This is a genomic window from Myxococcus xanthus, assembly GCF_006402735.1.
In the GTDB taxonomy this organism is placed as follows: domain Bacteria; phylum Myxococcota; class Myxococcia; order Myxococcales; family Myxococcaceae; genus Myxococcus; species Myxococcus xanthus_A.
On sequence record NZ_CP017174.1, the window covers coordinates 5146316 to 5166552 of the forward strand.

Below are 20237 nucleotides of genomic sequence, written 5' to 3' on the forward strand. Positions count from 1 at the left end.
CGAAGCCTTGCCACCCAGGCGCCACGATTACCGTGGGCCGTGCCGTGGTACCGTGCGGCTCTCCCGCGACCCTTTCTTCATACCGGTGCGACTCTTCTCCTTTTCGATGCTCATCGGGCTCGGCGCGGTGCTGGGCCATCTGTACCTGTACCGTCGGCTGGTGCGCCCCCTGCTGCCTGGCCGCCTGCCTCGGCTGCTGGCCCTGGCCGTGCTCGTCGCGATGACGGGCGTCCTGGGGTTCCGGCGCACCGTGCTGGACCTTCTTCCAGAAAGCGCCGAAGGGCTGCTCACCATGGCGGTGTACGCATGGATGGGCGTGGCGCTCTGCCTCGTCATCGCCCTGTTGCTGACGGACGTGGGCCGGGGACTCGCGGCCCTGGCAAGGCGGGTGCGGCCCCACGCCTCGCCCGCGCCTCCCTCACCAGCGCCCAGCACCACCGTGGACGAAGACCGGCGGCGCTTCCTGGGCCAGGCCGTGGCGGGGAGCGCCTTCGTCGCGGGAGGCGGACTGGCCACCTATGGAAGCTGGCGTGCCTTCTCACCGCCGCTCGTCACCGAGCTGGCCGTGAAGATTCCCAAGCTGCCCAAGGCCCTGGACGGGCTCAGCATCGTGCAGCTCACCGACATCCACGTGGGCCACTTCATCCAGCGCCGCTACATGGACGCCCTGGTCCAGCAGGCCAATTCGCTGCGCCCGGACCTGTTCGCCATCACGGGAGACCTGGTGGACGGCGACGTGGCTTCGCTCGGCGGCCACGTCGCCGCGCTCGCCGCGCTGAAGTCCCGGTACGGCAGCTACTTCGTCACCGGCAACCACGACTACTACTCCGGCGACGAGGAGTGGTCCGCGTTCCTGGAGTCGCTCGGTATCGAGGTGCTGCGCAACCGGCACGTGCGCATTGGTGACGCGGGCGCTTCGTTCGACCTGGTGGGCGTGGACGACTGGAGCGGTGGCCGGCGACGCAACAAGAAGGGGTATGACCTGGACCAGGCGCTCGCGGGGAGAGCTCCGGACCGCGCCGCGGTGCTGCTTGCGCACCAACCGGCGAACTTCAAGGTGGCGGCCGAACGCGGCGTGGACCTGCAGATTTCGGGGCACACCCACGGTGGACAGCTCGTGCCCATGACGTTGCTGATTGGTCTGGCGTGGGAGCACTCCGCCGGGCTGTACGCGCACGGTGACTCGAACATCTACGTCAGCCGTGGCTGCGGCTTCTGGGGACCGCCCATGCGCGTCGGCAGCCCGCCAGAGCTCGTCAAACTCGTGCTGACGGCGTGACGCACTGGGACATCCGGTGCGCGGCCTGCCTGCTCACCAGGGCGCTGGCCATCGGGCGAAGGGCCGCGGCGGCTCGACTTCGGGTATGCTCCCCGGCAAATCAGGACCCGTGAGGGTGGGTCCTCAAGAATCTTGAGAGGCACAGATATGAAGCGCCTGGGAAAAGTCGGTCTGCTGGTCGGAGCGCTCACGCTGGGTGGCGCAGTCGTCGGGTGTAAGGCCGAGGACGACACCGCGAAGAAGCACCGCATCGTCGGCAGCGACCACTTGAGCAAGAAGGAGTTCAAGGAAGCCGCCGCGGCCTACGCGCTGTCGCTCCAGGCAGACCCCAAGCAGGAGAAGGTCTGGGAGAAGAAGGCCTTCGCCCACATGCAGCTGGGGCAGATGAACGAGGCCGCCGAGGCCGTCCTGAAGATGGGCGAGTTCAAGACGACGCCCACGGAGAAGGCGGAGATCTACCGGACGCTGGCCAGCATGTACATGACCGGCGGCACCACCGAGGAGGCCGAGAAGTACTTCAACGAGGCCCTCAAGCTGGAGCCGAAGGACGAGGCGTCGCTCGGGTGGATCGCGGAGATCTACGCGCAGCGCGGCGGCGCCCGCTCCATGGGCGCGCCCATCATCAAGGAGTCCCTGGAGAAGTCGCTCAGTTATTACGACCAGGTCATCGCCATCAACCCCAACTCCGCCAACACCTATCTCAACAAGCGCGTGGTGATGGGCCGGCTGATGGAGTTCGAGCGGCAGCAGAAGGAGATGGCGCTGTCCGAGGCGACCGAGAACGCGAAGAACAAGGAAGTCGTCGCCGAAGCGACGGCTCGCGCCGACGAGCACCAGAAGCGCATGGACGAGTACCAGGTGCAGTTCGCGGAGATGACGAAGAAGTTCAGTGAGGCACAGAAGGCCGCGAAGGCGGCGGCGCCCGCGCAGTAACCCACCGCAACCTGCCGGACAGAACGCAAGGGCCTGGGACCGCGAGCCGGTTCCGGGCCCTTCGTGTTTCAGCCCATGCCCACCGTTGCCACGGGGCCTGGGTGACACTGTTCCCCTCCCAGGGTGTTCCAACCTCCGCGACGTCGGTGACGTCCGGAAACCTGGGAGTGAAGACATGCGCATCGCGAAGTCAGGAGCCTGGGTGGGGACCGCGTTGCTCGCGGTGGCCCTCACCGCGTGCTCCTCCGGTCCTTTCGTGGAGGGCAATGGACGTGTGGTGGAGAGCGAACGGGAGATCCCCTCGTTCGACGAAGTCGTGGTGAACGACGGCATCTCCGCCACCGTCGTCGTGGATCCAGCGCAGCCCGCCAGCGTCATCGTCGAGGGTGACAGCAACCTCGTGTCCCTGATGCGCACCGAGGTGCTGTCCGGGGCGATGCTCCGGGTCCACTTCCTCGCGGACGACGTCGGCCACTGGGAGTCCGCCAATCCCCTTCGTGTCCGAATCACCGTGCCGACGCTGACGTCCTTTCAGCGCTCGGGCGGCGGCACCGCTGACCTGAGTGGGAGCATCGACGTCCCCTCTTTCCTGCTCACCGCGAGCGGCGGGGGCACGATTCGAGCGCGAGGGTTCGTGACGGAGCGGTTGACGCTGGAGACCAGCGGCGGAGCGGAAACCACCCTGGAAGGGCAGGCCACGCTCCTGGACAGTGAGATGTCAGGCGGCGGCCGCCTCTTCGCCACGGGCCTCCAGACGCGCGACGCACGGCTGGAATCGAGCGGAGGCGGCACCACCGAGGTGCGGGTCTCCGGCTCACTGCGAGTCGAAGCCTCGGGCGGCGCGGACATCCGCATCACCGGAGCGCCCACCGTCGTCGAGAAGGACCTCTCTGGCGGCTCGGCGCTCCGCTTCGAATAGCCGAGGTACGCCCGGCTCAGCGGCGCCGTCTGCCTCCGCCTGCGAGCACCATCAAGATTCCGCCCACCAGCGCCGCGCCGCCCCCCGCCAGATACAGCGTGGTGCGGTCGGTGTTCCGGCCGGTGAACAACTCCGTGGCCCGCTCCGCGAGCGAGTCCCGGGCCTTGAGCCCGGACCACAGCAACACGGCGCCCGCGATGGCGAGCATGACACCCAGCAGCCGGACGAAACTCACGTTGCCTCCTGAAGTCACGGGCCTCCCTTGAAGCAGAAGGCCCGCGTCGGTCTCAGCGCTTCTTGCGCCCCGTAGGCGCCTTCTTCTTCGCGGCTCCCGAAGCCTTCGCTGGCTTCGCGGCACGCGCCACGGTGGGCTTCGCGGCCTTCTTCGACGGCGCCTTCGCCTTGGACTTCGACGCGGCAACCTTGGTGGCCTTCGCGGCGGCCCGAGCAGGCGCCGCCTTCTTCGCCTTGGCGGTGGGCTTCTTGGCCTTCGTGGCGGCGGCCTTCTTGGCGCTGCCGGCTGCGGTGGTCTTCTTCCGCGCCGGAGTGCGCGTCGCCTTCGCCACGGCCTTCTTCCGCGTCGCCTTCCGCTTCGGCGCAGCCGTCTCTGGCGCGGGCGCGGGAGTCACGGGCGTCTCGACGCTCGCGGGCGCGGCTCGCACGGGCTCCGGGGCCACAGGAGTCGGGGTTTCCGTCACGGCCCGGCTGGGAACAGGCGGGGGCGCTTCGACGGGCGCCTCGGGCGGCGGGCGCGGGGGCTCTATCGAGAATGCCCTGTCGTCCTCGGACTCGCGCCCGGGCTTGGGAGCGGGGAACCGGGGCCCCGGTCCGCCCTGTGGCTTCTGCTTCTGGAACGACCGGCCGTGGGAAGCGCCGCGGGGTTCAGGCCCACGCTGACGCTGGGACGCCAACGCGCGAATCCGGTCGAAACCCGGGTGTGGAGACCGGGCGGCGTCATCGCCCGCCGGCAATTCCCATGAAGCGGGCGCGGACGGCGCTTCGGACGGAAGCGGCTCGGCCGTTTCGGCGGACACGGGCGCCGGTGCCTGCGGCTCCGGGCGGATGAACGTCCTGCGCTTGGGCCACGCGGGCGACTCGGCACGAGGAGGTTCCTGTCCTTCCGGCGCCCTGGGCGGGAACCGAGGCTCCTTCCGGTGCGGCGCGGCCTCCTCACGACGGCCTTCGCGGGAGAAGCGTCCGCGCGGACGTCCCGTGCCCGTCTCCTCGTGATGCCCAGAGGGCGCGCCCTGGCTCGTGGCGGCGGCTTCCCGTTCGCGGCGGCCCGGGCGCCCTGCCCGCTCCCGCCGGCCATCCCGCTCGCGGTGCGACGGTGCCTCGGCCGTCCACGCCTGACGCCGGTGCGGCTGATCGCCCCGCGTCGCGACGCGGCTCAGCAGCGCCTCGCCCTCGAACTGGAGCGCCTCGAAGTCGATCTTCTTCGCCGTCACGTTCACGGACGTCAGCCGCACCCGCAGCTTCTGTCCCACGCGCACCCGGCGCCCATTCGCGTACACCAGGGAGTGCGTCAGCTTGTCCAGCTTCGCCCCGGGCCCCAGCGTCTCCGCCTTGACCAGGCCTTCGACGTGCACCTCGTCTAGTTCGACGAAGAAACCGAAGTCGGTGATGGCTGCCACGGTGGCGGCGAACTCCTCGCCCACGCGGTCCTTCATCAGCAGGCACGCGTAGAAGGACACCACCTCCCGCTCGACCTGCATCGCCGCGCGCTCGCGCTCGGAGCACTGCGCGGACATGTCCTCGAGCTGGTCCTCCTCGCGCTCCAGCATCGACTGCGAAGGCTTGCGCCCCTTCCGGGCCCAGTGCGCCTTGAGCAGCCGGTGCACCAGCAGGTCCGGGTAGCGGCGGATGGGCGACGTGAAGTGCAGGTAGTGCTCGGCGGCCAGGCCGTAGTGGCCCACGCGGGACGACGTGTACACGGCCTGCATCATGGAGCGCAGCAGGAGCTGGTTCAGCGCCCGCTGCTCGGGGTGGCCCTGGAGCTGGCTGACGAAGGCATCCAACTCCTTCGACGACACGCCGTCCTCGACGCGCATCTTGAAGCCATAGGCCTCCGCCAGCGCGGCGAACGTGGCCAGCTTCTCCGGATCCGGCTCGCCGTGGAACCGGTACACCGTGGGCAGGCCCTCGTCCTGGAAGAAGGTCGCCACCGCCTCGTTGGCGGCGAGCATGCACTCCTCGATGAGCCGGTGGCTGTCCTTGCGCTCGCGCTTGTCCATGCGCGCGGGCAGGCCTTCCTCGTCCAGCACCACCTTGTGCTCGGGCAGGTCGAAGTCGATGGCGCCGCGCTCCTTGCGCATCTTCATCAGCGCGCGGGCCAGCGACATCAACCGCTCGAAGTGGGGCTTGTGCGCGTTGCGGTGCGGCACGTCCTTGCCGGCGAGGACGTCCTGCACCTCGTTGTACGTGCACCGCGCCACGCTGCGCATCACCGCCGGATACAAGTCGTAGGAGCGACGGTGGCCGCGGCGGTCGAACGTCATGTCCGCCACCATGCACAACCGGTCCTCGTCCGGGCGCAGGGAGCAGATGCCGTTGCTCAGCCGCTCCGGCAGCATGGGCAGCACCCGGTCCGGCAGGTACACGGACGTGGCGCGCCGCAGTGCCTCCGCGTTGAGCGCACTGCCTTCCCACACGTAGTGCGTCACGTCCGCGATGGCCACCACCAGCCGCCACCCGTCCGCCTGGTCCTCCACGTAGACAGCGTCGTCGAAGTCGCGCGCGTCCTCACCGTCGATGGTGATGAGAGGAAGGGCGCGCAGGTCGCGCCGGTGCTCGCCGCGGGCCTCTTCCTCCGACACCGTCACCGCGTAGCGGTCCGCCTCGCCCATGACCTCCGGCGGGAACTCGTCCGAGAACCCCTGCGAGTAGGCGACGCCCAATACCTCGGCGCTCGGCGTGCCGGGCTTGCCCAGGGAGCCGGCGACCTCGCCGTGCAGCCCCCTGTCCGGGTCCAGCATCTGGGCACCAATGCCCAGTTGGACCTTCACCAGGTCCCCTTCGCGAGCCATCTGCGTCAGCGGCACGCGAATGGGGCCGGGCAGGCTCGAATCCGTGGGGTACACCACGGCGTAGCGGCCCTTCACGACGTAGGTGCCCACCGCCAGCTCGCGACGGCGCTGAACCACCCGGACGATCCGGCCCTCCAGGCGCGGAGGCCGCCCCGAGACGGCCACCACCACCCGGTCATTGTCGAGCGCGCGCTGGGCCTCGTGCGGCGGAAGGAAGACGTTGTCCCCTTCCCCCGACAGCGGATGCACGAAGCCGAAGCCATCCCGGTGGACGTGGAGGATGCCTTCCAGCAGGCCATCCTCTTCAACCTCGCTGAAACGACCCCGGCGGCCGGGCCACTCCCCCCGCTCCTGCCGGAAGCCCCCTCCGTGCTTCGAAGCGCCCTTGCGCTCACGCCCCGGGCCCTGCTCCTGCCAGCCCGCGCGCTTCCCACGCGCCCCCGGCTCATGCCGGCGGGCCGCGAAGCCGCCAGGGCCCGCCGCGCGCTGCCCGGCCTGCCGAGGCCCACGACCTGGCCCGCCTTCGCGGGGCCCTTCGGCGTCGCGCTGACGCCACGCCATGGGAGCGCCCTGCTCCCTTGCACGCACGTCGGCCTCGCGCCGCGAGGGCTGCCGGGGCACGAAGCGCTTGCCGTCCTTGAGGATGTCGCCCTGACGGACGAGCTCGCGCAGGGCGCGCTTGAGCTCCGTCTGTTGTCCGGGGTGCAGGCCCGCGAGCCGGAGAAGCTCCTTGATGCCCAGCGGGTGGTCTGCTTCAGCGAGGATCTGCTTGAGAAGGTCTTGAGAAAGGCTCACGGTGGGGTCGCGGCTCGGCCGCTACGGGAACGGGTAAGCCCGAAGCGGCCGGACGGGAACCCCCCGGCGACCGGCCGCCCCCCGGAACCTGCTCCGGGCGGCGACCCTCAGGGCTTGACCGTGACGTTGATTTTGAAGGAGCGGTCCACCAGGCCAGGCGACAGCGCCTTGGCCAGGAAGAACTCCACCTCGAAGGTGCCCGGGTTGCGCGGGGTGAAGAAGAACTCGCGGGTACCAGGACCGTCCTCGGGCGCGGGCTCGAAGTTCGCTTCGCGCAGGCCCACGCGCTTGGCCACCGTGGGCTCGATGGCCCAGGTGAAGCCGGGATGCTCGGGCAGGCGCACGGCGAGACCGTGGTTGAGGCGCACGTCCACGGACGTGGGGACCTCTCCCTCGATGTGCACCAGCTCCATCTCGTCGCGGGACACGGCGCGCGCTTCGGACGGACGCAACTCCACGTTCTCCGCCAGGATGCGGCCACCCCAGCCGGACGTCTTGTCGACGACGCCCTGCACCTGGAGCGTGTACCCCACGTGCTTGCGCAGGGCCTTGCCAGCGGCCTTGCCCTCGATGATGAATGACACCTGCTGGCGCGTGCCGCCGTTGGACACGACGAGCACGAACTCCTCGCCCGTCATCTCCAGGTTGCCACGCACGCCCGCGAAGCCCTTGATGCCCGCGCCCATGCCAGCCGCCGTCACCATGGAGACCTCACCGGGCGACAGGTAGCGCAGCCGCGCCTCCGTCTCCACCGGGGCGGCTTCCACCACCTCGGAGTCCGGCTTCTTGGCCGAGTACTTGCGAACGTCCACCACGCCAGCGTGGTTGGTCGTCTTGCGGATGAGGCCGCTGACGGAGACCTTGTGGTCCACGTAGGCCGGGAGGACTTCCTGATCCGGGCCCTGGAGGAGGAAGGTCAGCTCGCGCTTGTCGCGCCCGACGACCACCAGGTGCGGCATGTCGTTGGTGACCACCAGGCGCCCCTTGAGGCTGCCCTCGCCCGTGACGCCGCGGCCTTCACCGGCCGTCAGCAGCTGCTCCATCTCACGCTTGGTGAGCGGCTCGCCCGGGGGCGGGAGCTTGGTGGCGCGAGGACGGGGCCTCTCCACCGGAGGAGCGGCGGGTACCGCGCTCGCCTTCCCCGCCTTGGCGCCCGCGGCGGACTTCGCTGCGAGTGGCGCCTTCGCCGGAGATGCCTTCGGGGTCTTCGCTGCTGGGGATGCGGCCTTCGCGGCCGAGGCTGTCTTCCCAGCGGGCGCGGCCTTCTTCGCGGTGGCCTTCTCCTGCACGGCCTTCTTCACCGCGCTCTTGGCCCCCTTCGTTACGTCCGATGCCGCTTTCGCCAATTTCGTCGCCGCCTTCGCCACCCGCTTGGAGGCGTTCTTGATCAGATCCAGCCGGGCAGCGGAGTCCTTCTTCGCAGCGGGCTTTGCGCCAGCCTTGCCAGCGGGAGTCGTCTTCTTGGCCCCGGACTTGGGCTTGGCCATCGACGCAGTCTCCTTGAGAGTTCCCGTGTCCTTTCAACGGGTTGGCGGACCTACCCAGAGGGCAGGCAAGCCTCGCGATCACCGTTGCTTGTAACGATGATCAGGTAGGCTGTCAAACTAACACTTGATTATCTCACGGACTTTGTTCGTGAACGGGTCCAAGCCACAGAGCCACGGCATGGCTATAAGCCGGGCATGAACGACTCCGCCACATTGCTGCCGGAAGAAGACGCCCGGTCGCAGATCCTGGCCCTGTGCGCGCCCCTTCCCACCGAGTGGTTGCTCTTGGATGACGCGCTGGGACGCGTGCTCGCCGAGGATGTGATGGCGCAGCGGACGCTCCCTCCCTGGGACAACTCGGCCATGGATGGCTATGCGGTGCGCAGCGCGGACCTGGCGGGTCCCCTGCCCGTCCGGCTCAACGTCGGAGAGACCATCTACGCCGGCGCGGTGGGCCACCAGGCGCTGGTCCCCGGGGTATGCGCCCGCATCATGACGGGCGCCCCCCTCCCCGCGGGTGCGGATGCGGTGGTGATGCGAGAGCGGACACGGCCCGTGGTCCAGAGCGGCGCGGATCAGGTCGACGTGCTCGAAGCGGTGGCCCCGGGCCAGTTCGTGCGGCCCCGGGGCGAGGACGCTCGGGAGGGACAGCTGCTGCTGGCACGCTGCACGCCGCTGGGCATCCCCGAGCTGGGCCTCCTCTGGGCCCAGGGCCGACAGGCCGTGCCTGTGTCGCGCGCACCGCGAGTGGCCATCCTCTCCACTGGCGACGAGTTGTGCCACGCGGACGAGCCGCCCAACGGCCGCATCGTGGACACCAATGCTCCGTCACTGGCGCTGGCGGTCCGCCGCGCGGGCGGCATTCCCACGCGGCTGGGCATCGCTCGGGATACGCGCGACGCCGTACTGGCCGCGCTCTCCCGGCTGGACGGGTTCGACGTGGTGCTCACCAGCGCGGGTGTGTCCGTGGGCGAGCGCGACTACGTGAAGGAAGTGCTCGCCGAACTGGGCGTGGAACAGCACTTCTGGCGCGTCGCCATCAAGCCCGGAAAGCCGCTGGTGGTGGGCCGGCGTGGCGCAACGCTGTTCTTCGGACTTCCGGGCAATCCCACCTCCTCCCTGGTGACGTTCGAGCTCTTCGTGCGACCGGCCCTCCGCAAGCTGCTGGGCCATGCGCAGGTGGGGCCTGGGCGCGTGGCCGGACGCCTGGACGGCAAGCTCTCCAAGCCTTCCGGTCTGGCGCATTTCGTCCGCGTCACGGCTGCTTGGAGAGAAGGCAGCCTGTGGGCCCGTCCACTGGCGACACAAACGTCCGGTGCCCTGCGTTCTGCCGCGGCAGCCACACATCTGCTGCATTTCCCTCGGGAAGCCAGCAGCTTGACGGCTGGGGACGCGGTAGAACTGCTTCCGCTCTCATGGGTGGCCTGAGGAACAAAGGACGCCGTGGAGCATCCTCTTGGGGGCTCGTGCTCGAAAGTTCGAGCCCGCCTTGACTTGAGAACCTGAGGACTCCAAACAGGGGCCCGCATCTGGAGAGGACTCAACATGTCGGACACACGCTCACCTCAGGTCCTTCCGACCCGTAAGCCCACGCAGCACCTGGAGCGGTTCTCGGAGGCGGACATCCCGACCGAGCGCGGCTCGCTGCGGACCATCGTGTTCCGGGACAAGCGCAACGGGCGGGAGCATGTCGCGCTCGTGGTGGGAGAGGTTTCAGGACACGAGGGTGTGCCGGTGCGCATCCACTCCGAGTGCCTCACGAGCGAGGTCTTCGGCAGCCTGAAGTGCGACTGCCGCGAGCAGCTGGACCGCTCTCTCGACTTCATCACCCAGTCGGGACAGGGCGTCGTGCTGTACCTGCGGCAGGAGGGGCGCGGCATCGGCCTGGGGAACAAGATCAAGGCCTACGCGCTGCAATCCAAGGGACTGGACACCTACGAAGCCAACCGGCAGCTGGGTTTCGCGGACGACCTGCGCACGTATGACATCGCGGCGGAGATGCTGCGGAGCCTGGATGTGCGCTCGGTGGACCTGATGACCAACAACCCGCTGAAGATCGCGGGCATCGTCGAAGAAGGCATTCCCGTCCGGCGTCGAATCCCTTCCCGGACCGAGCACAATCCGCATAACGTCGACTACCTGAGGACGAAGCGCGAGCGTACGGGGCACCTGATTGAGCTCTTCGCCGAGGACGACGACACGGAAGCCCAAGCAGGCTGAGCAGCCCCCCGCGAGGCGACGGAACACCGTCGCGCGCAACCAGGCCCGCGTGCCCTTCGAGGTGCGCTTCTGGGGTGTGCGCGGCTCCATTCCTTCACCGGGCGCGCACACGAAGCGCTACGGCGGAAACACGCCCTGCGTGGAGGTCCGCTGCGGGGACGAGCTGCTCATCTTCGACCTGGGCACCGGCGCGCGCGCGCTGGGGCATGCGCTGGTGGCGAAGAAGAAGCCGGTGAAGGGCTCCATCTTCATCTCGCACTACCACTACGACCACCTGCAGGGCCTGCCCTTCTTCGGGCCCATGTTCCTGCCCTCGAGCGACCTGACTGTCTACGGCCCGGCGCGGCACGGGCAGTCGGTGAAGCAGCTCCTCAGCGGGCAGATGGTGCCGCCGTACTTCCCGGTGACGGCGGACGGCGTGTTCCGGGCGCAGCTCACGTACACGGATCTGGCCGCCACGCAGACGCTGCAATTGGGCCCTGCGACGGTCCGGACCATCGAGCTGAACCACCCGGGCGGCAACATGGGCTACCGCGTCGAGTGCCAGGGCCGCTCGGTGGTGTACGCCACCGACCTGGAGCACGGCAGCGACATGGACGCGGCCTTCTACGCGTTCGCCCAGGACGCGGACGTCCTCATCTACGACGCCATGTACACCGAGGACGAGTACCACGGCCGCACCGGGCCAGCTCGCACCGGCTGGGGCCACTCCACCTGGCAGGCCGCGGTGCATGCGGCGGATGAAGCCGGGGTGAAGAAGCTGGTGCTCTTCCACCACGACCCCTCACGCGATGACGCGGGCATGGACCGGCTGCTGCGTCAGGTGCGCAAGCACCGCCCCGACGCCATCGCCGCTCGCGAGTCCCTGGTCATCAAGCTGTAGCGCGCTTCACCGTCTCCCGCAGACCCCGGAAGGGAAGCCGCTCCAGGGCCGTGGGCACGTCGACCCACTCGAAGGCGTCGTGCTCGGCGCCCAGGCGCACGTCCGCGTCCGGGGGCACGTGGACGGCGAAGCCGTTCTCCTCCACGAGTTGCGGTGGCAGCGCCTCTCCCAAGGCGAAGGCGTGGCGGTAGTCCAGGTCCACCAGCGGCACGCGGAGCCCTGTCTCCTCCTCCAGCTCCCGCGCCGCGGCCTCCGCTGGCGACTCACCCGCTTCGAGCCTCCCGGTGAGGACCTGCCAGAAACCGCCCCGCTCCGGGCGACGGCGCACGAGCAGCACCCGCGCTTCGGGGCCCCGGCCCTTCACCACCGCGATGCTCACCGTCCGCATCGGCGGCGGCGCGTCCACGCGCTCGCTGTCGAACACGGTGCAGAAGCTGATGGCGATGGCCTCTTCCACCTCCGCCATGGGGAGTGCGCGGCCCAACTCCCGCTGCATGGACGTGACGCCTGCTTCTCGGATGCCACACGGGACGATGAGCTGGAAGTGGTCCAGGTTCGTGTTCACGTTGAGCGCGAAGCCGTGCGTGGTGAGCCAACGCGACAGGTGCACGCCAATGGCGGCGATCTTCCGCGCGTCCGGAGCACCTTCTGCGCCAATCCAGACGCCGGGCCACTTGGGGATGGGGCCCGCGGTGATGCCCCACTGGGCCAGCACCTGCATGACGGAGCGTTCCACGTCGCGCACGTAACGGCGCACGTCGCGTCGGTCCTCCGGCAGCAGGAAGATGGGGTAGCCCACCAGCTGGCCGGGGCCGTGGTAGGTGACGTCGCCGCCACGGTTGGTCTCGAAGACCTCCGCGCCCTCCTTCGCCAGCTGCGCGTCGCTGGCGACGATGTTCTCGCGCTTCGCGGCACGGCCCAGGGTGAGGATGGGCGGGTGCTCCAAGAGGAGCAGCACATCGCCGGAGAGTCCCTGGCGGCGGGACTCGCTGAAGAGGTGCATCAGCGCGAGCCCGTCCTCGTACTCCACTCGGCCCAGGCGATAGACGGTGATGGTGTTCATGACGTTCGCTTCTTTCGAGCCTTCCGCGGGGGCGAGGGCTTCACGGTGGGCGCCAGGCTCCACGTTCCCGTGGGCACCCGGTTGAGGAGGGCATGCAGCTCGTGGCCCGCGCGCGGCGAGCGGCTGGCCTCCTGGGCCAGCGCAATGAGCACGTCCTCGGAAGCGGAGACCGCGGGCTCGCGCGAGCCCAGGCGATGGCGGGCAATCTCCACGAATTCAGATTGTGTGGGCACCTGGAGCGGCAGGAGCACCTGCACTTGCTCCAGGATGTCCGTGGGCACAGTTCCGCGCACGGACTGAGTCAGCGCGGCGGTGGTGGGCACTGGAACACTGTGTGAGTCCCCGCGGAGGCTCAGGCCCCGAACCTCCGTGCCTTCGCCCCTCGCGCTCAGCACGACGGCAGGTCGACTGTCTCGAGCCAGGAAGGCTCGCAGTGTCGCGTGTGATGACGCATCCAGGCGGTCCACGTCCTCCACCAGCAGCGTGCGAGAGGAAGTCGTCAGGTCCAGGTCCGCGACCGTTGTGATGACGCCCACGGCCTCTCGCTGGAGTTGCTGGAACCAGACGCTCTTGCCACTGCCTTCGGGCCCGACGAGCAACAGGGTCCGCGCGTGGGCCCCGAGCGACTGTGTCAGCAGCGCCTGCGTCGCGCCCTGCCCCACGAGCCCCAAGACAGGTGTCACGGGCCGTTCCAGTCGCGACACCGTGGGCAGAGGCACCGGGGTGACGTCTCCAAGCAGCGATTGCGACTCGGTCAGGCAGCTCTTGCAGATGAACGCGCCCGCGGGCCCTGCGACCAGGTCCCCCGTGTCCGTACGCGGACGGCAGCAGAAGGAGCACCATGCGTCGAGCGCCGCATCCGCACGCGTGGGGCCGCGCTCGATGAGCCGAGCCTCTCTGCGACGCCGAGGTCGCGCATCCGTGAGGATGTCCTCTCCGAAAGGTGCGTCCTCTGCCACGCCCACCATTCGTGATGAAGCAAGCCGCGTCGTGGACGCCTCGTCGCCCGGATGTTCCCGCTCGCTCATGCCATCCGGAGAACTGTCCGCTGAGGCGAGCTCTGGCGCGGGTATGGACGCGGAAGAAACGCGCCCTCCGGGCAACTCCGCTGATTCCCCCCCCGGCGGCGTGGATGTGGAAGGAACGTTCCGTCCAGACCTTTCCGCAGAAACGGCCGCTGGAGCGAGGGCGGACGTGGAAGGAACGTTCCGTCCAGGCGCCTCCCTGCCCCAGCTCAGCCTGGACGCAACACCGCCCCGAACGTCCACGGTCGCATCCAGCGGCGACGAGGAATCTTCTGCCCCTTCGACCGCGCCCGCGATGCGCGCAATCTGCACTTCGAGCCGCTGCAGATCTTCCGCGACCTCCGACTCGATGACCCAGGCCTGGGCGGCGTCGCGAGGCGCATCGTCACCGGCATGCAAGGCCGCCTCGCGCAACGCATCCTCGATGAGCCGCTGCCGGTGGACGACGTCCGGCAGCAACTCCGACTCCAGGGAACGCACCAACCCGGATGCAGGCAATGCCTCTTCGTCGTCGGCGTCCGACCCAGGCCAAGTGAGCACAGGCTCCGGCATCCACTCCAGCCGGTTCACCGCATCCGCGATGTCCGCGCGGCTACCGTCCAGCCGCTGCGCATGGCGAAGCAGTTGCAACGCGCGGGACGGATTACCCGCCTGACGATACAGCTCCGCCGCTTTCTGCAGGCACTCCACCGCACGGGCCACGTCCCCCTGTGTCTCGGCGGACTGCGCAGCGCGGATCAGCTCGCGAGGGTTCTCGGCCATACGGGGAGAGCCTAACCGGCTCGGGGCACCCGCGCGCGGCCCTCGAACGCGGGCCCCACCTCCAGGCGCTTCCCGGCCCGGCTCCAGGGCCACCACGCCCCTCATGTCAGGGGCGTGGACCTGCCACGGCGCTCACCTCACGCCATGGCCAGGAACAGCAGGTCCGGCTTCTCCAGGTACTTGATGATCTCGTACGTGAAGTCCGCCGCCACCGAGCCGTCGATGACGCGGTGGTCGCACGACAGCGACAGGTTCATCATGTCGCGCACGACGACCTGGTCCCCCACCACCGCCGGGCGCTTCTTCAGGCGGTGCACGCCCAGGATGCCCACTTCAGGGTGGTTGATGATGGGCGTGGCGAACAGGCCACCGCTCTGCCCCAGCGAGCTGATGGTGAAGGTGCCACCCGTCAGCTCCTCCATCTTCAGCTTGCGGTCGCGCGCGGCGGCGCCCAGGCGGGCCGTCTCACGCGCCAGCTCGGCCAGCGTCAGCCGGTCCGCGTTCTTCACCACCGCAACGGTGAGACCGTCCGGCGTCGCCGCCGCCATGCCGATGTTGTACTCGCCGCGGACCACCAGCTCCTGCGACGCCTCATCGAAGTTCGCATTCAGGTGCGGGAACTTCTTCAGCGCCGCCACCGTCGCCTTGATGATGAACGGCAGGTAGTTGAGCTTGGTGTTCTCACCGGCCGCCGCCAGCTGCGCGTTCAGCCGCGCGCGCAGGGCCACCAGCTCCGTGGCGTCCACTTCCTCGACGAACGCGAAGTGCGGCGCCGTGAACTTCGACCGCACCATCTTCTCCGCGATCTTCTTGCGCAGGCCCCGAAGCGGAACGCGCTCGTCCGCCGCGCCCGAGCTGACGGCAGGAGCCGCGGGACGCGCCTTCTGCTCGGCCGGAGCCGCGACGACGTTCTTCTCGCCACCCTCCAGCGCCGCCACCACGTCCGCCTTCGTCACGCGGCCCTGCGGCCCCGTGCCGGCAATCGCCGCCAGGTCCAGCCCGTGCTCGCGCGCCATCCGCCGCGTCACCGGCGTGGCCAGCACCTTGGACGCCGAGGCAGGCGCCCCACCGCCATGGCCACCCGCCGCGGCCACGGGAGCCGCCGCCGGCGCGCTGGCCTCGCCATGACCACCGGCCTGCGCCGGCGCATCGCCCTCCACCTCCAGGGTGACGAGGAGCTGGTGCACCTTCGCCATGTCGCCTTCATTGCCGTGCGTCTTCACGACACGGCCCGCCTTGGGAGCGGGCACGGTGACGGTGGCCTTGTCCGTCATCACCTCGGCGAGCACCTGGTCTTCCTTGACGGAATCCCCCGCCTTCACGTGCCACTTCACCAGCTCGCCTTCCATCACGCCTTCACCAAGGTCGGGGAGCTTGAATTCGAAGATCGCCATGGAGTCGTCTTTCCGGGAAGCAGGGGTGTTGGGTCAAGCCATGAATCGGAGCGTCACAGGTCAGCCGAGCCGCTCGAGCCGCTCGCGCTCCATCAGGCCCTTCATGAAGAACTCAGCGGCCCGGTAGCTGGACCGCACCAGCGGACCGGAGGCCACGTAGAGGAAGCCGTAGGACTCGGCCAGCGTCTTGTACGCCTCGAACTGCGCGGGCGACACGAAGCGCTCCACACGCAGGTGGTACTGAGACGGCTGCAGGTACTGGCCCAGCGTCAGCACGTCCACGCCCACGTCGCGCAGGTCCTTGAACGTCTGCTCCAGCTCCGCGTCCGTCTCCCCCAGGCCCACCATGACGGACGTCTTGGTGTACAGGCCCTCGGGGCGGTTCTTGAGGTACTCCAGCACGCGCAGGGACTGGTGGTACTTCGCGCGCCGGTCACGCACCGTCGGCGTGAGGCGCTCCACTGTCTCCACGTTGTGCGCCACCACGTGGGGCTTGGCCTCGGCCACGGTGGTCAGGTCCTTCTCCACGCCCTTGAAGTCCGGGATGAGCACTTCGACGATGGTGCGCGGGCTCTCCCGACGCAGTTCGCGGATGGCGGAGGCGAAGTGGCTGGCGCCGCCATCCGGCCGGTCATCCCGGTTCACGGACGTGACGACGATGTACTCCAGGTCCATCTCCTTCACCGCCTGGGCCAGATGGATGGGCTCCATCGGATCCAACGGCGGCGGCGCGCCGACCTTCACGTGGCAGAAGCGGCACGCGCGCGTGCACACCTCGCCCATCAGCATCACCGTGGCGGTGCCACCGCCCCAGCACTCGGCGATGTTCGGGCAGCGGGCCTCTTCGCACACCGTGGCCAGCTTGGTGCGCTTCACGATGGCTTTGACCCGCTCGTAGCCTTCTCCGTGCGGGAGCCGCACCTTCAGCCACTCCGGCTTGCGGGTGGTCTCAGTCACCTGGGGGAGAGGGAACCGGTCGGGAGTCGCCATGGATCGCGGGCCTTCTATGGGTTGGACGGAGGACGTTCAAGCGGAAGCCACTGACGCGAGGCGTCAGCATCCACCAGTCGTCCGCCAGTTGTCGCCTCTCTACTAATGCCCCCGTCGCCTGGGGACAGGCCACAGGAGCACCCGTGAGGGCGGCCAGGCAGGGGACCGTCACCTCGCGCGGCCGCGGGGGCCGGAAATACGAGGGGCCGTCCGCGGCACACCGGGACGGCCCCTGGGACTTCAAGCGAGGCGCCGCCGCCTAGAAGTGGCGCGGGTGGCCCAGCGTGGCCTCGGCACCCTCGTGCACGATTTCCGAGAGCGTCGGGTGCGCGTGGATGGTGTTGGCCAGCTCCTCGGTGGTGATCTCCAGCTTCAGCGCGACACACGCCTCGGCCAGCAGCTCCGTCGCGTGCGGCCCGATGAGGTGCACGCCGAGGACCTCGTCGTACTTCCGGTCCGACACGATCTTGATCATGCCGGTGGCCTCGTTGGAGATGGCGGCCTTGGTCACGGCGCCCATCGGAGCGATGCCCACCTTCACGTCGTAGCCGCGCTCCTTGGCCTTCTTCTCCGTCAGGCCCACCGAGGCGACCTCGGGGTAGCAGTAGGTGGCCGACGGCGTCAGGTCGTAGTTGATGGGCTGCGGGTTCTTCCCGGCAATGTGCTCCACCGCCACCACGCACTCCGCGCTGGCCATGTGCGCCAGCATCGGCGTGGGGATGATGTCGCCCACGGCGTAGACGTTCGGCTCGGAGGTGCGCAGCATCGAGTCGACCTTGATGTAGCCGCGCTCGGCCTGGATGTTCGTCTTGTCCAGACCCACGTCCTCGGTGACCGGCGAGCGGCCCACCGCCGACAGGAGGATTTCCGCCTCCAGCGTCTTGGTCTCGTTGCCCACCTTCATGGTGACGCGCACGCCGTCCGCCGTGTGCTCCACCTTCTCCACCGCGGAGCCGGTGTGCACGTCGATGCCGCGGCGCTTGAAGATCTTCTCCAGCTCCTTGGAGATGTCCGCGTCCTCGATGGGGAGCAGCGCGGGCAGGTACTCCACGATGGAGGTCTTGCTGCCCACGTGGTTGAACACGGAGGCGAACTCACAGCCCACCGCGCCAGCGCCCAGGACGATGATGCTCTTGGGGACGCGGTCGATCTGCAGGATGGAGTCGCTGTTCAGCACCCGCTTGTGGTCCACGGGGACGTTGGGCAGGGACTTGGGCACCGAGCCCGTGGCGATGATGATGTTCTTCGCCTCCAGGACCTGCTTGGAGCCGTCCGCGGCGGTGACCTCCACCTTGCCCTTGCCGGCGATGCGGCCGTGGCCCTTCACCACCGTCACCTTGTTCTTCTTCATCAAGAAGTCGATGCCGTTGGCACCCTTGGTGACAATCTTGTCCTTGTGCTTCATCGCGTTGGGCCAGTTGATGGCCGGGCTGCTCACATCAACGCCGAAGTCAGCCGCTTCGCGGACGTGGTGGAACAGCTCCGCGGTCCACAGCAGGGACTTGGTCGGGATGCAGCCGCGGTGGAGGCAGGTGCCGCCCAACCGCTTGTCCTTCTCGATGATGGCCGTCTTCAGGCCCAGCTGACCCGCGCGAATGGCGCCCACGTAGCCGCCGGGGCCCGAACCGATGATCACCACGTCGAACGTCTCAGCCACGCACGCCTCCGTAATTATTGCGGATGGAACCCGGTGGGGCTGATAACCCCCGGTCCCGGTTGGAATCAAGGAGTTTGCTCGTGCGCCGTTTCCCGCTCCGAACCCTCCTCTTGATGTTGGCAGCACTCATCGCCTTCGGGCGCCTGTGGTGTGTGACGCACCAGGAGGAAGCGCCCGGTGCCCGGCCCGAGCGCATGGCCCAGGCGGGTGACGCCCCGGCCGGCGCCCCCGTCCCCTCCTCCGCCCCCGAGTGCCTCACGCTGGAACGGGCCCTCGAAAGCGCCCTCCGCACGCCCCAGGACACCCGGGTCCTGGACGAAGCGCGCCAGCAGCTCGACGCATGCCGTCAGCCGCCCGTCCGCGCCTGCGCGCTGGGCGTGGCCCTGGACGCCCGCTCGCCCTTATCCGAGGGAGAAGCCACACCGCTGCGTGGCCTGCTGACCAGCCTGTGTGAACGCTGCCCGCCCGCCGCCAATTCGTGCGCCCGGGCCGTGGGGCAGGCCCTGCTGAGTGCCGCGGTGGGGTCGAATGCCGACATCGCGAGCGCGAAATGGAACCTGGAGCATGCGGGGCCGGGCCTGGGAGGGGCATGTGCCTCGCTCGTCCAGTTGGGGCTCGCACCCGCGGCCCAGTCAGACCTCACCGTGCGGCCCCCGGTGCTCGCGCTCACCGGGGAGCTGGCGCCCCGCTGCTCGCAGGCAGGCTTCCTGGATGACGCGCTGCTGCGCGCCGCCGCTGTGAACCTCGTGGCGCCCACGCCCGCGCTGGTCGCCCTGGCCGCGGTGCCCATTCCTCCCGAGACGAGCGCCATGAAGCCGGACCGGATTGAAGGCACCGAGCCCGGCTTCCAGGCGTTCGACCGGGACGAGAACACCGGGGTTCCGGTCGGCAAGGCGCTCAAGAGTGAGCGCTGGGCGGCGGACGGAGCGCTGCGCGCCAGCTACGCACCCACGCTGAAGCAGCTCGTATCGATGAGGATCCGCGCCACGGGCCCGGGAACGGTGCGGGCCATCGTCCGGACACCGGAAGGCGTGGGACTGAAGGACCCGGAGAAGGACTTCGCCTTCGTCAACCCCACCGTGTGCCGCTTCACCGGCACGGGTCAGTGGGAGCAGTGCCCGCTCCAGGTGCCGCTGCGCGACGTGGACGCCGTGAGCGTCTTCCCCGAGCGCGCGGACACCGAGCTGAAGGAGCTGGAGGTCCGCGGCGCCCGCTGAAGGCGCCGCCGACCGACGTCAGGCGACGAGGCCGCGCTCCTTGGCCATCGTGAAGAGTGGCGCGGCGTCCTTCTTCAGCACCGCGCTCACGTCCTTGACGATGGAGTCACCCGACTTCGCGACCGACAGGAAGTTGTCGAAGGTGCGCGTGAGGATGAGCACGCCGGAGATGATGACGCGCTGAAGGTTGTGCTGCAGGTCCGTGCCTTCATAGATGAGCCACGCCTGCTCCACGCAGGTGCGGCGGGCATCCATGAGGAACTGGTTGAGTACGGTGCGCTCGTTCGCGTCGGGCACCTTCGACTTCGAGCTCACCGACCCCACGTAGATGAGGTTCGTGTTGAGCCGCGTCGCCGCTTCCTGCATCTGCGCCAGCACCAGCGTCACGTCCTCCTTGGTCGGAGGATTCTCCCAGCGGGAGAAGATGACTCGGTCGATGATCTCCGCTTTGTAGGTAGGGCCGTTCACGATGCCTCCGGTGAGGCGAGCGCCTGACCGGCACCCGCCCGGCTTGCCACGCTGCCGTGCGGTCGGATCTGTAGCAGGAACACTCCATTCGTTGAAGTGCACGACACCTGAACCTGCAT

The 20237-nt window shown here is 69.0% G+C and carries 16 protein-coding genes; 7 read left to right on the plus strand and 9 right to left on the minus strand.

Features of this window, described 5'->3' with window-relative positions; genetic code table 11:
- Nucleotides 1-79: 79 nt before the first annotated feature.
- The 3 genes from BHS09_RS21145 to BHS09_RS21155 all read left to right on the plus strand — a co-directional run bounded on the left by BHS09_RS21145 (nucleotide 80) and on the right by BHS09_RS21155 (nucleotide 3131).
- Nucleotides 80-1279, plus strand: a complete 1200-nt coding sequence (locus BHS09_RS21145) for a metallophosphoesterase (protein WP_140800730.1) — start codon at nucleotides 80-82, stop codon at nucleotides 1277-1279.
- 147 nt (nucleotides 1280-1426) lie between these two features.
- Nucleotides 1427-2212 (plus strand): tetratricopeptide repeat protein, encoded by a 786-nt coding sequence (locus BHS09_RS21150; protein WP_140792623.1) that lies wholly within the window; start codon nucleotides 1427-1429, stop codon nucleotides 2210-2212.
- A 175-nt stretch (nucleotides 2213-2387) separates the two neighbouring features.
- Complete coding sequence (locus BHS09_RS21155) at nucleotides 2388-3131, plus strand: head GIN domain-containing protein (protein ID WP_140798736.1); 744 nt, start codon at nucleotides 2388-2390, stop codon at nucleotides 3129-3131.
- Between the two features lie 16 nt (nucleotides 3132-3147).
- Here BHS09_RS21155 and BHS09_RS21160 read toward each other — a convergent pair whose 3' ends face one another.
- The 3 genes from BHS09_RS21160 to BHS09_RS21170 all read right to left on the minus strand — a co-directional run bounded on the left by BHS09_RS21160 (nucleotide 3148) and on the right by BHS09_RS21170 (nucleotide 8439).
- On the minus strand, nucleotides 3148-3366 hold the full coding sequence (locus BHS09_RS21160) for a DUF3185 family protein (protein ID WP_140792627.1): 219 nt from the start codon (nucleotides 3364-3366) through the stop codon (nucleotides 3148-3150).
- A 52-nt stretch (nucleotides 3367-3418) separates the two neighbouring features.
- A complete protein-coding gene (rnr, locus tag BHS09_RS21165) occupies nucleotides 3419-6952 on the minus strand; it encodes a ribonuclease R (protein WP_140798737.1) in 3534 nt (1177 codons plus the stop codon).
- Nucleotides 6953-7059: 107 nt separating this feature from the next.
- On the minus strand, nucleotides 7060-8439 hold the full coding sequence (locus BHS09_RS21170; protein ID WP_140798739.1) for a protease inhibitor I42 family protein: 1380 nt from the start codon (nucleotides 8437-8439) through the stop codon (nucleotides 7060-7062).
- 195 nt (nucleotides 8440-8634) lie between these two features.
- On the opposite strand from BHS09_RS21170, the gene BHS09_RS21175 reads away from it, so the two are divergent.
- From BHS09_RS21175 to BHS09_RS21185, 3 genes are all read left to right on the plus strand, one after another.
- Nucleotides 8635-9867, plus strand: a complete 1233-nt coding sequence (locus BHS09_RS21175; RefSeq protein WP_140798740.1) for a molybdopterin molybdotransferase MoeA — start codon at nucleotides 8635-8637, stop codon at nucleotides 9865-9867.
- A 117-nt stretch (nucleotides 9868-9984) separates the two neighbouring features.
- Nucleotides 9985-10659 (plus strand): GTP cyclohydrolase II, encoded by a 675-nt coding sequence (gene ribA / locus BHS09_RS21180; RefSeq protein WP_140792635.1) that lies wholly within the window; start codon nucleotides 9985-9987, stop codon nucleotides 10657-10659.
- A gap of 49 nt (nucleotides 10660-10708) precedes the next feature.
- Nucleotides 10709-11542 (plus strand): MBL fold metallo-hydrolase, encoded by an 834-nt coding sequence (locus BHS09_RS21185; RefSeq protein ID WP_140792637.1) that lies wholly within the window; start codon nucleotides 10709-10711, stop codon nucleotides 11540-11542.
- Here BHS09_RS21185 and lipB read toward each other — a convergent pair.
- The 5 genes from lipB to lpdA form a co-directional block, all read right to left on the minus strand.
- Nucleotides 11532-12605, minus strand: a complete 1074-nt coding sequence (lipB, locus tag BHS09_RS21190; RefSeq protein WP_140798741.1) for a lipoyl(octanoyl) transferase LipB — start codon at nucleotides 12603-12605, stop codon at nucleotides 11532-11534. The genes BHS09_RS21185 and lipB overlap by 11 nt on opposite strands.
- Nucleotides 12602-14497, minus strand: a complete 1896-nt coding sequence (locus BHS09_RS21195; RefSeq protein WP_140798742.1) for a ClpX C4-type zinc finger protein — start codon at nucleotides 14495-14497, stop codon at nucleotides 12602-12604. Before BHS09_RS21195 ends, lipB begins: the two co-directional genes overlap by 4 nt.
- Nucleotides 14498-14529: 32 nt before the next feature.
- Entirely contained in the window at nucleotides 14530-15786 is a 1257-nt protein-coding gene (locus BHS09_RS21200; RefSeq protein WP_140798744.1) for a dihydrolipoamide acetyltransferase family protein, read from the minus strand.
- A gap of 60 nt (nucleotides 15787-15846) precedes the next feature.
- Nucleotides 15847-16776 carry a lipoyl synthase gene (gene lipA, locus BHS09_RS21205; RefSeq protein ID WP_090490647.1) on the minus strand — a complete coding sequence of 310 codons (930 nt, stop codon included), beginning with the start codon at nucleotides 16774-16776 and terminating at the stop codon, nucleotides 15847-15849.
- Nucleotides 16777-17035: 259 nt separating this feature from the next.
- Complete coding sequence (lpdA, locus tag BHS09_RS21210) at nucleotides 17036-18433, minus strand: dihydrolipoyl dehydrogenase (RefSeq protein ID WP_140792645.1); 1398 nt, start codon at nucleotides 18431-18433, stop codon at nucleotides 17036-17038.
- Nucleotides 18434-18513: 80 nt separating this feature from the next.
- Here lpdA and BHS09_RS21215 point away from each other — a divergent pair, with 80 nt between their 5' ends.
- Nucleotides 18514-19650 carry a hypothetical protein gene (locus tag BHS09_RS21215; RefSeq protein WP_237079742.1) on the plus strand — a complete coding sequence of 379 codons (1137 nt, stop codon included), beginning with the start codon at nucleotides 18514-18516 and terminating at the stop codon, nucleotides 19648-19650.
- An 18-nt stretch (nucleotides 19651-19668) separates the two neighbouring features.
- Here the strand turns inward: BHS09_RS21215 and BHS09_RS21220 are convergent, their stop codons facing one another.
- A complete protein-coding gene (locus BHS09_RS21220; protein WP_140792649.1) occupies nucleotides 19669-20118 on the minus strand; it encodes a DofB protein in 450 nt (149 codons plus the stop codon).
- Between the last annotated feature and the right edge of the window lie 119 nt (nucleotides 20119-20237).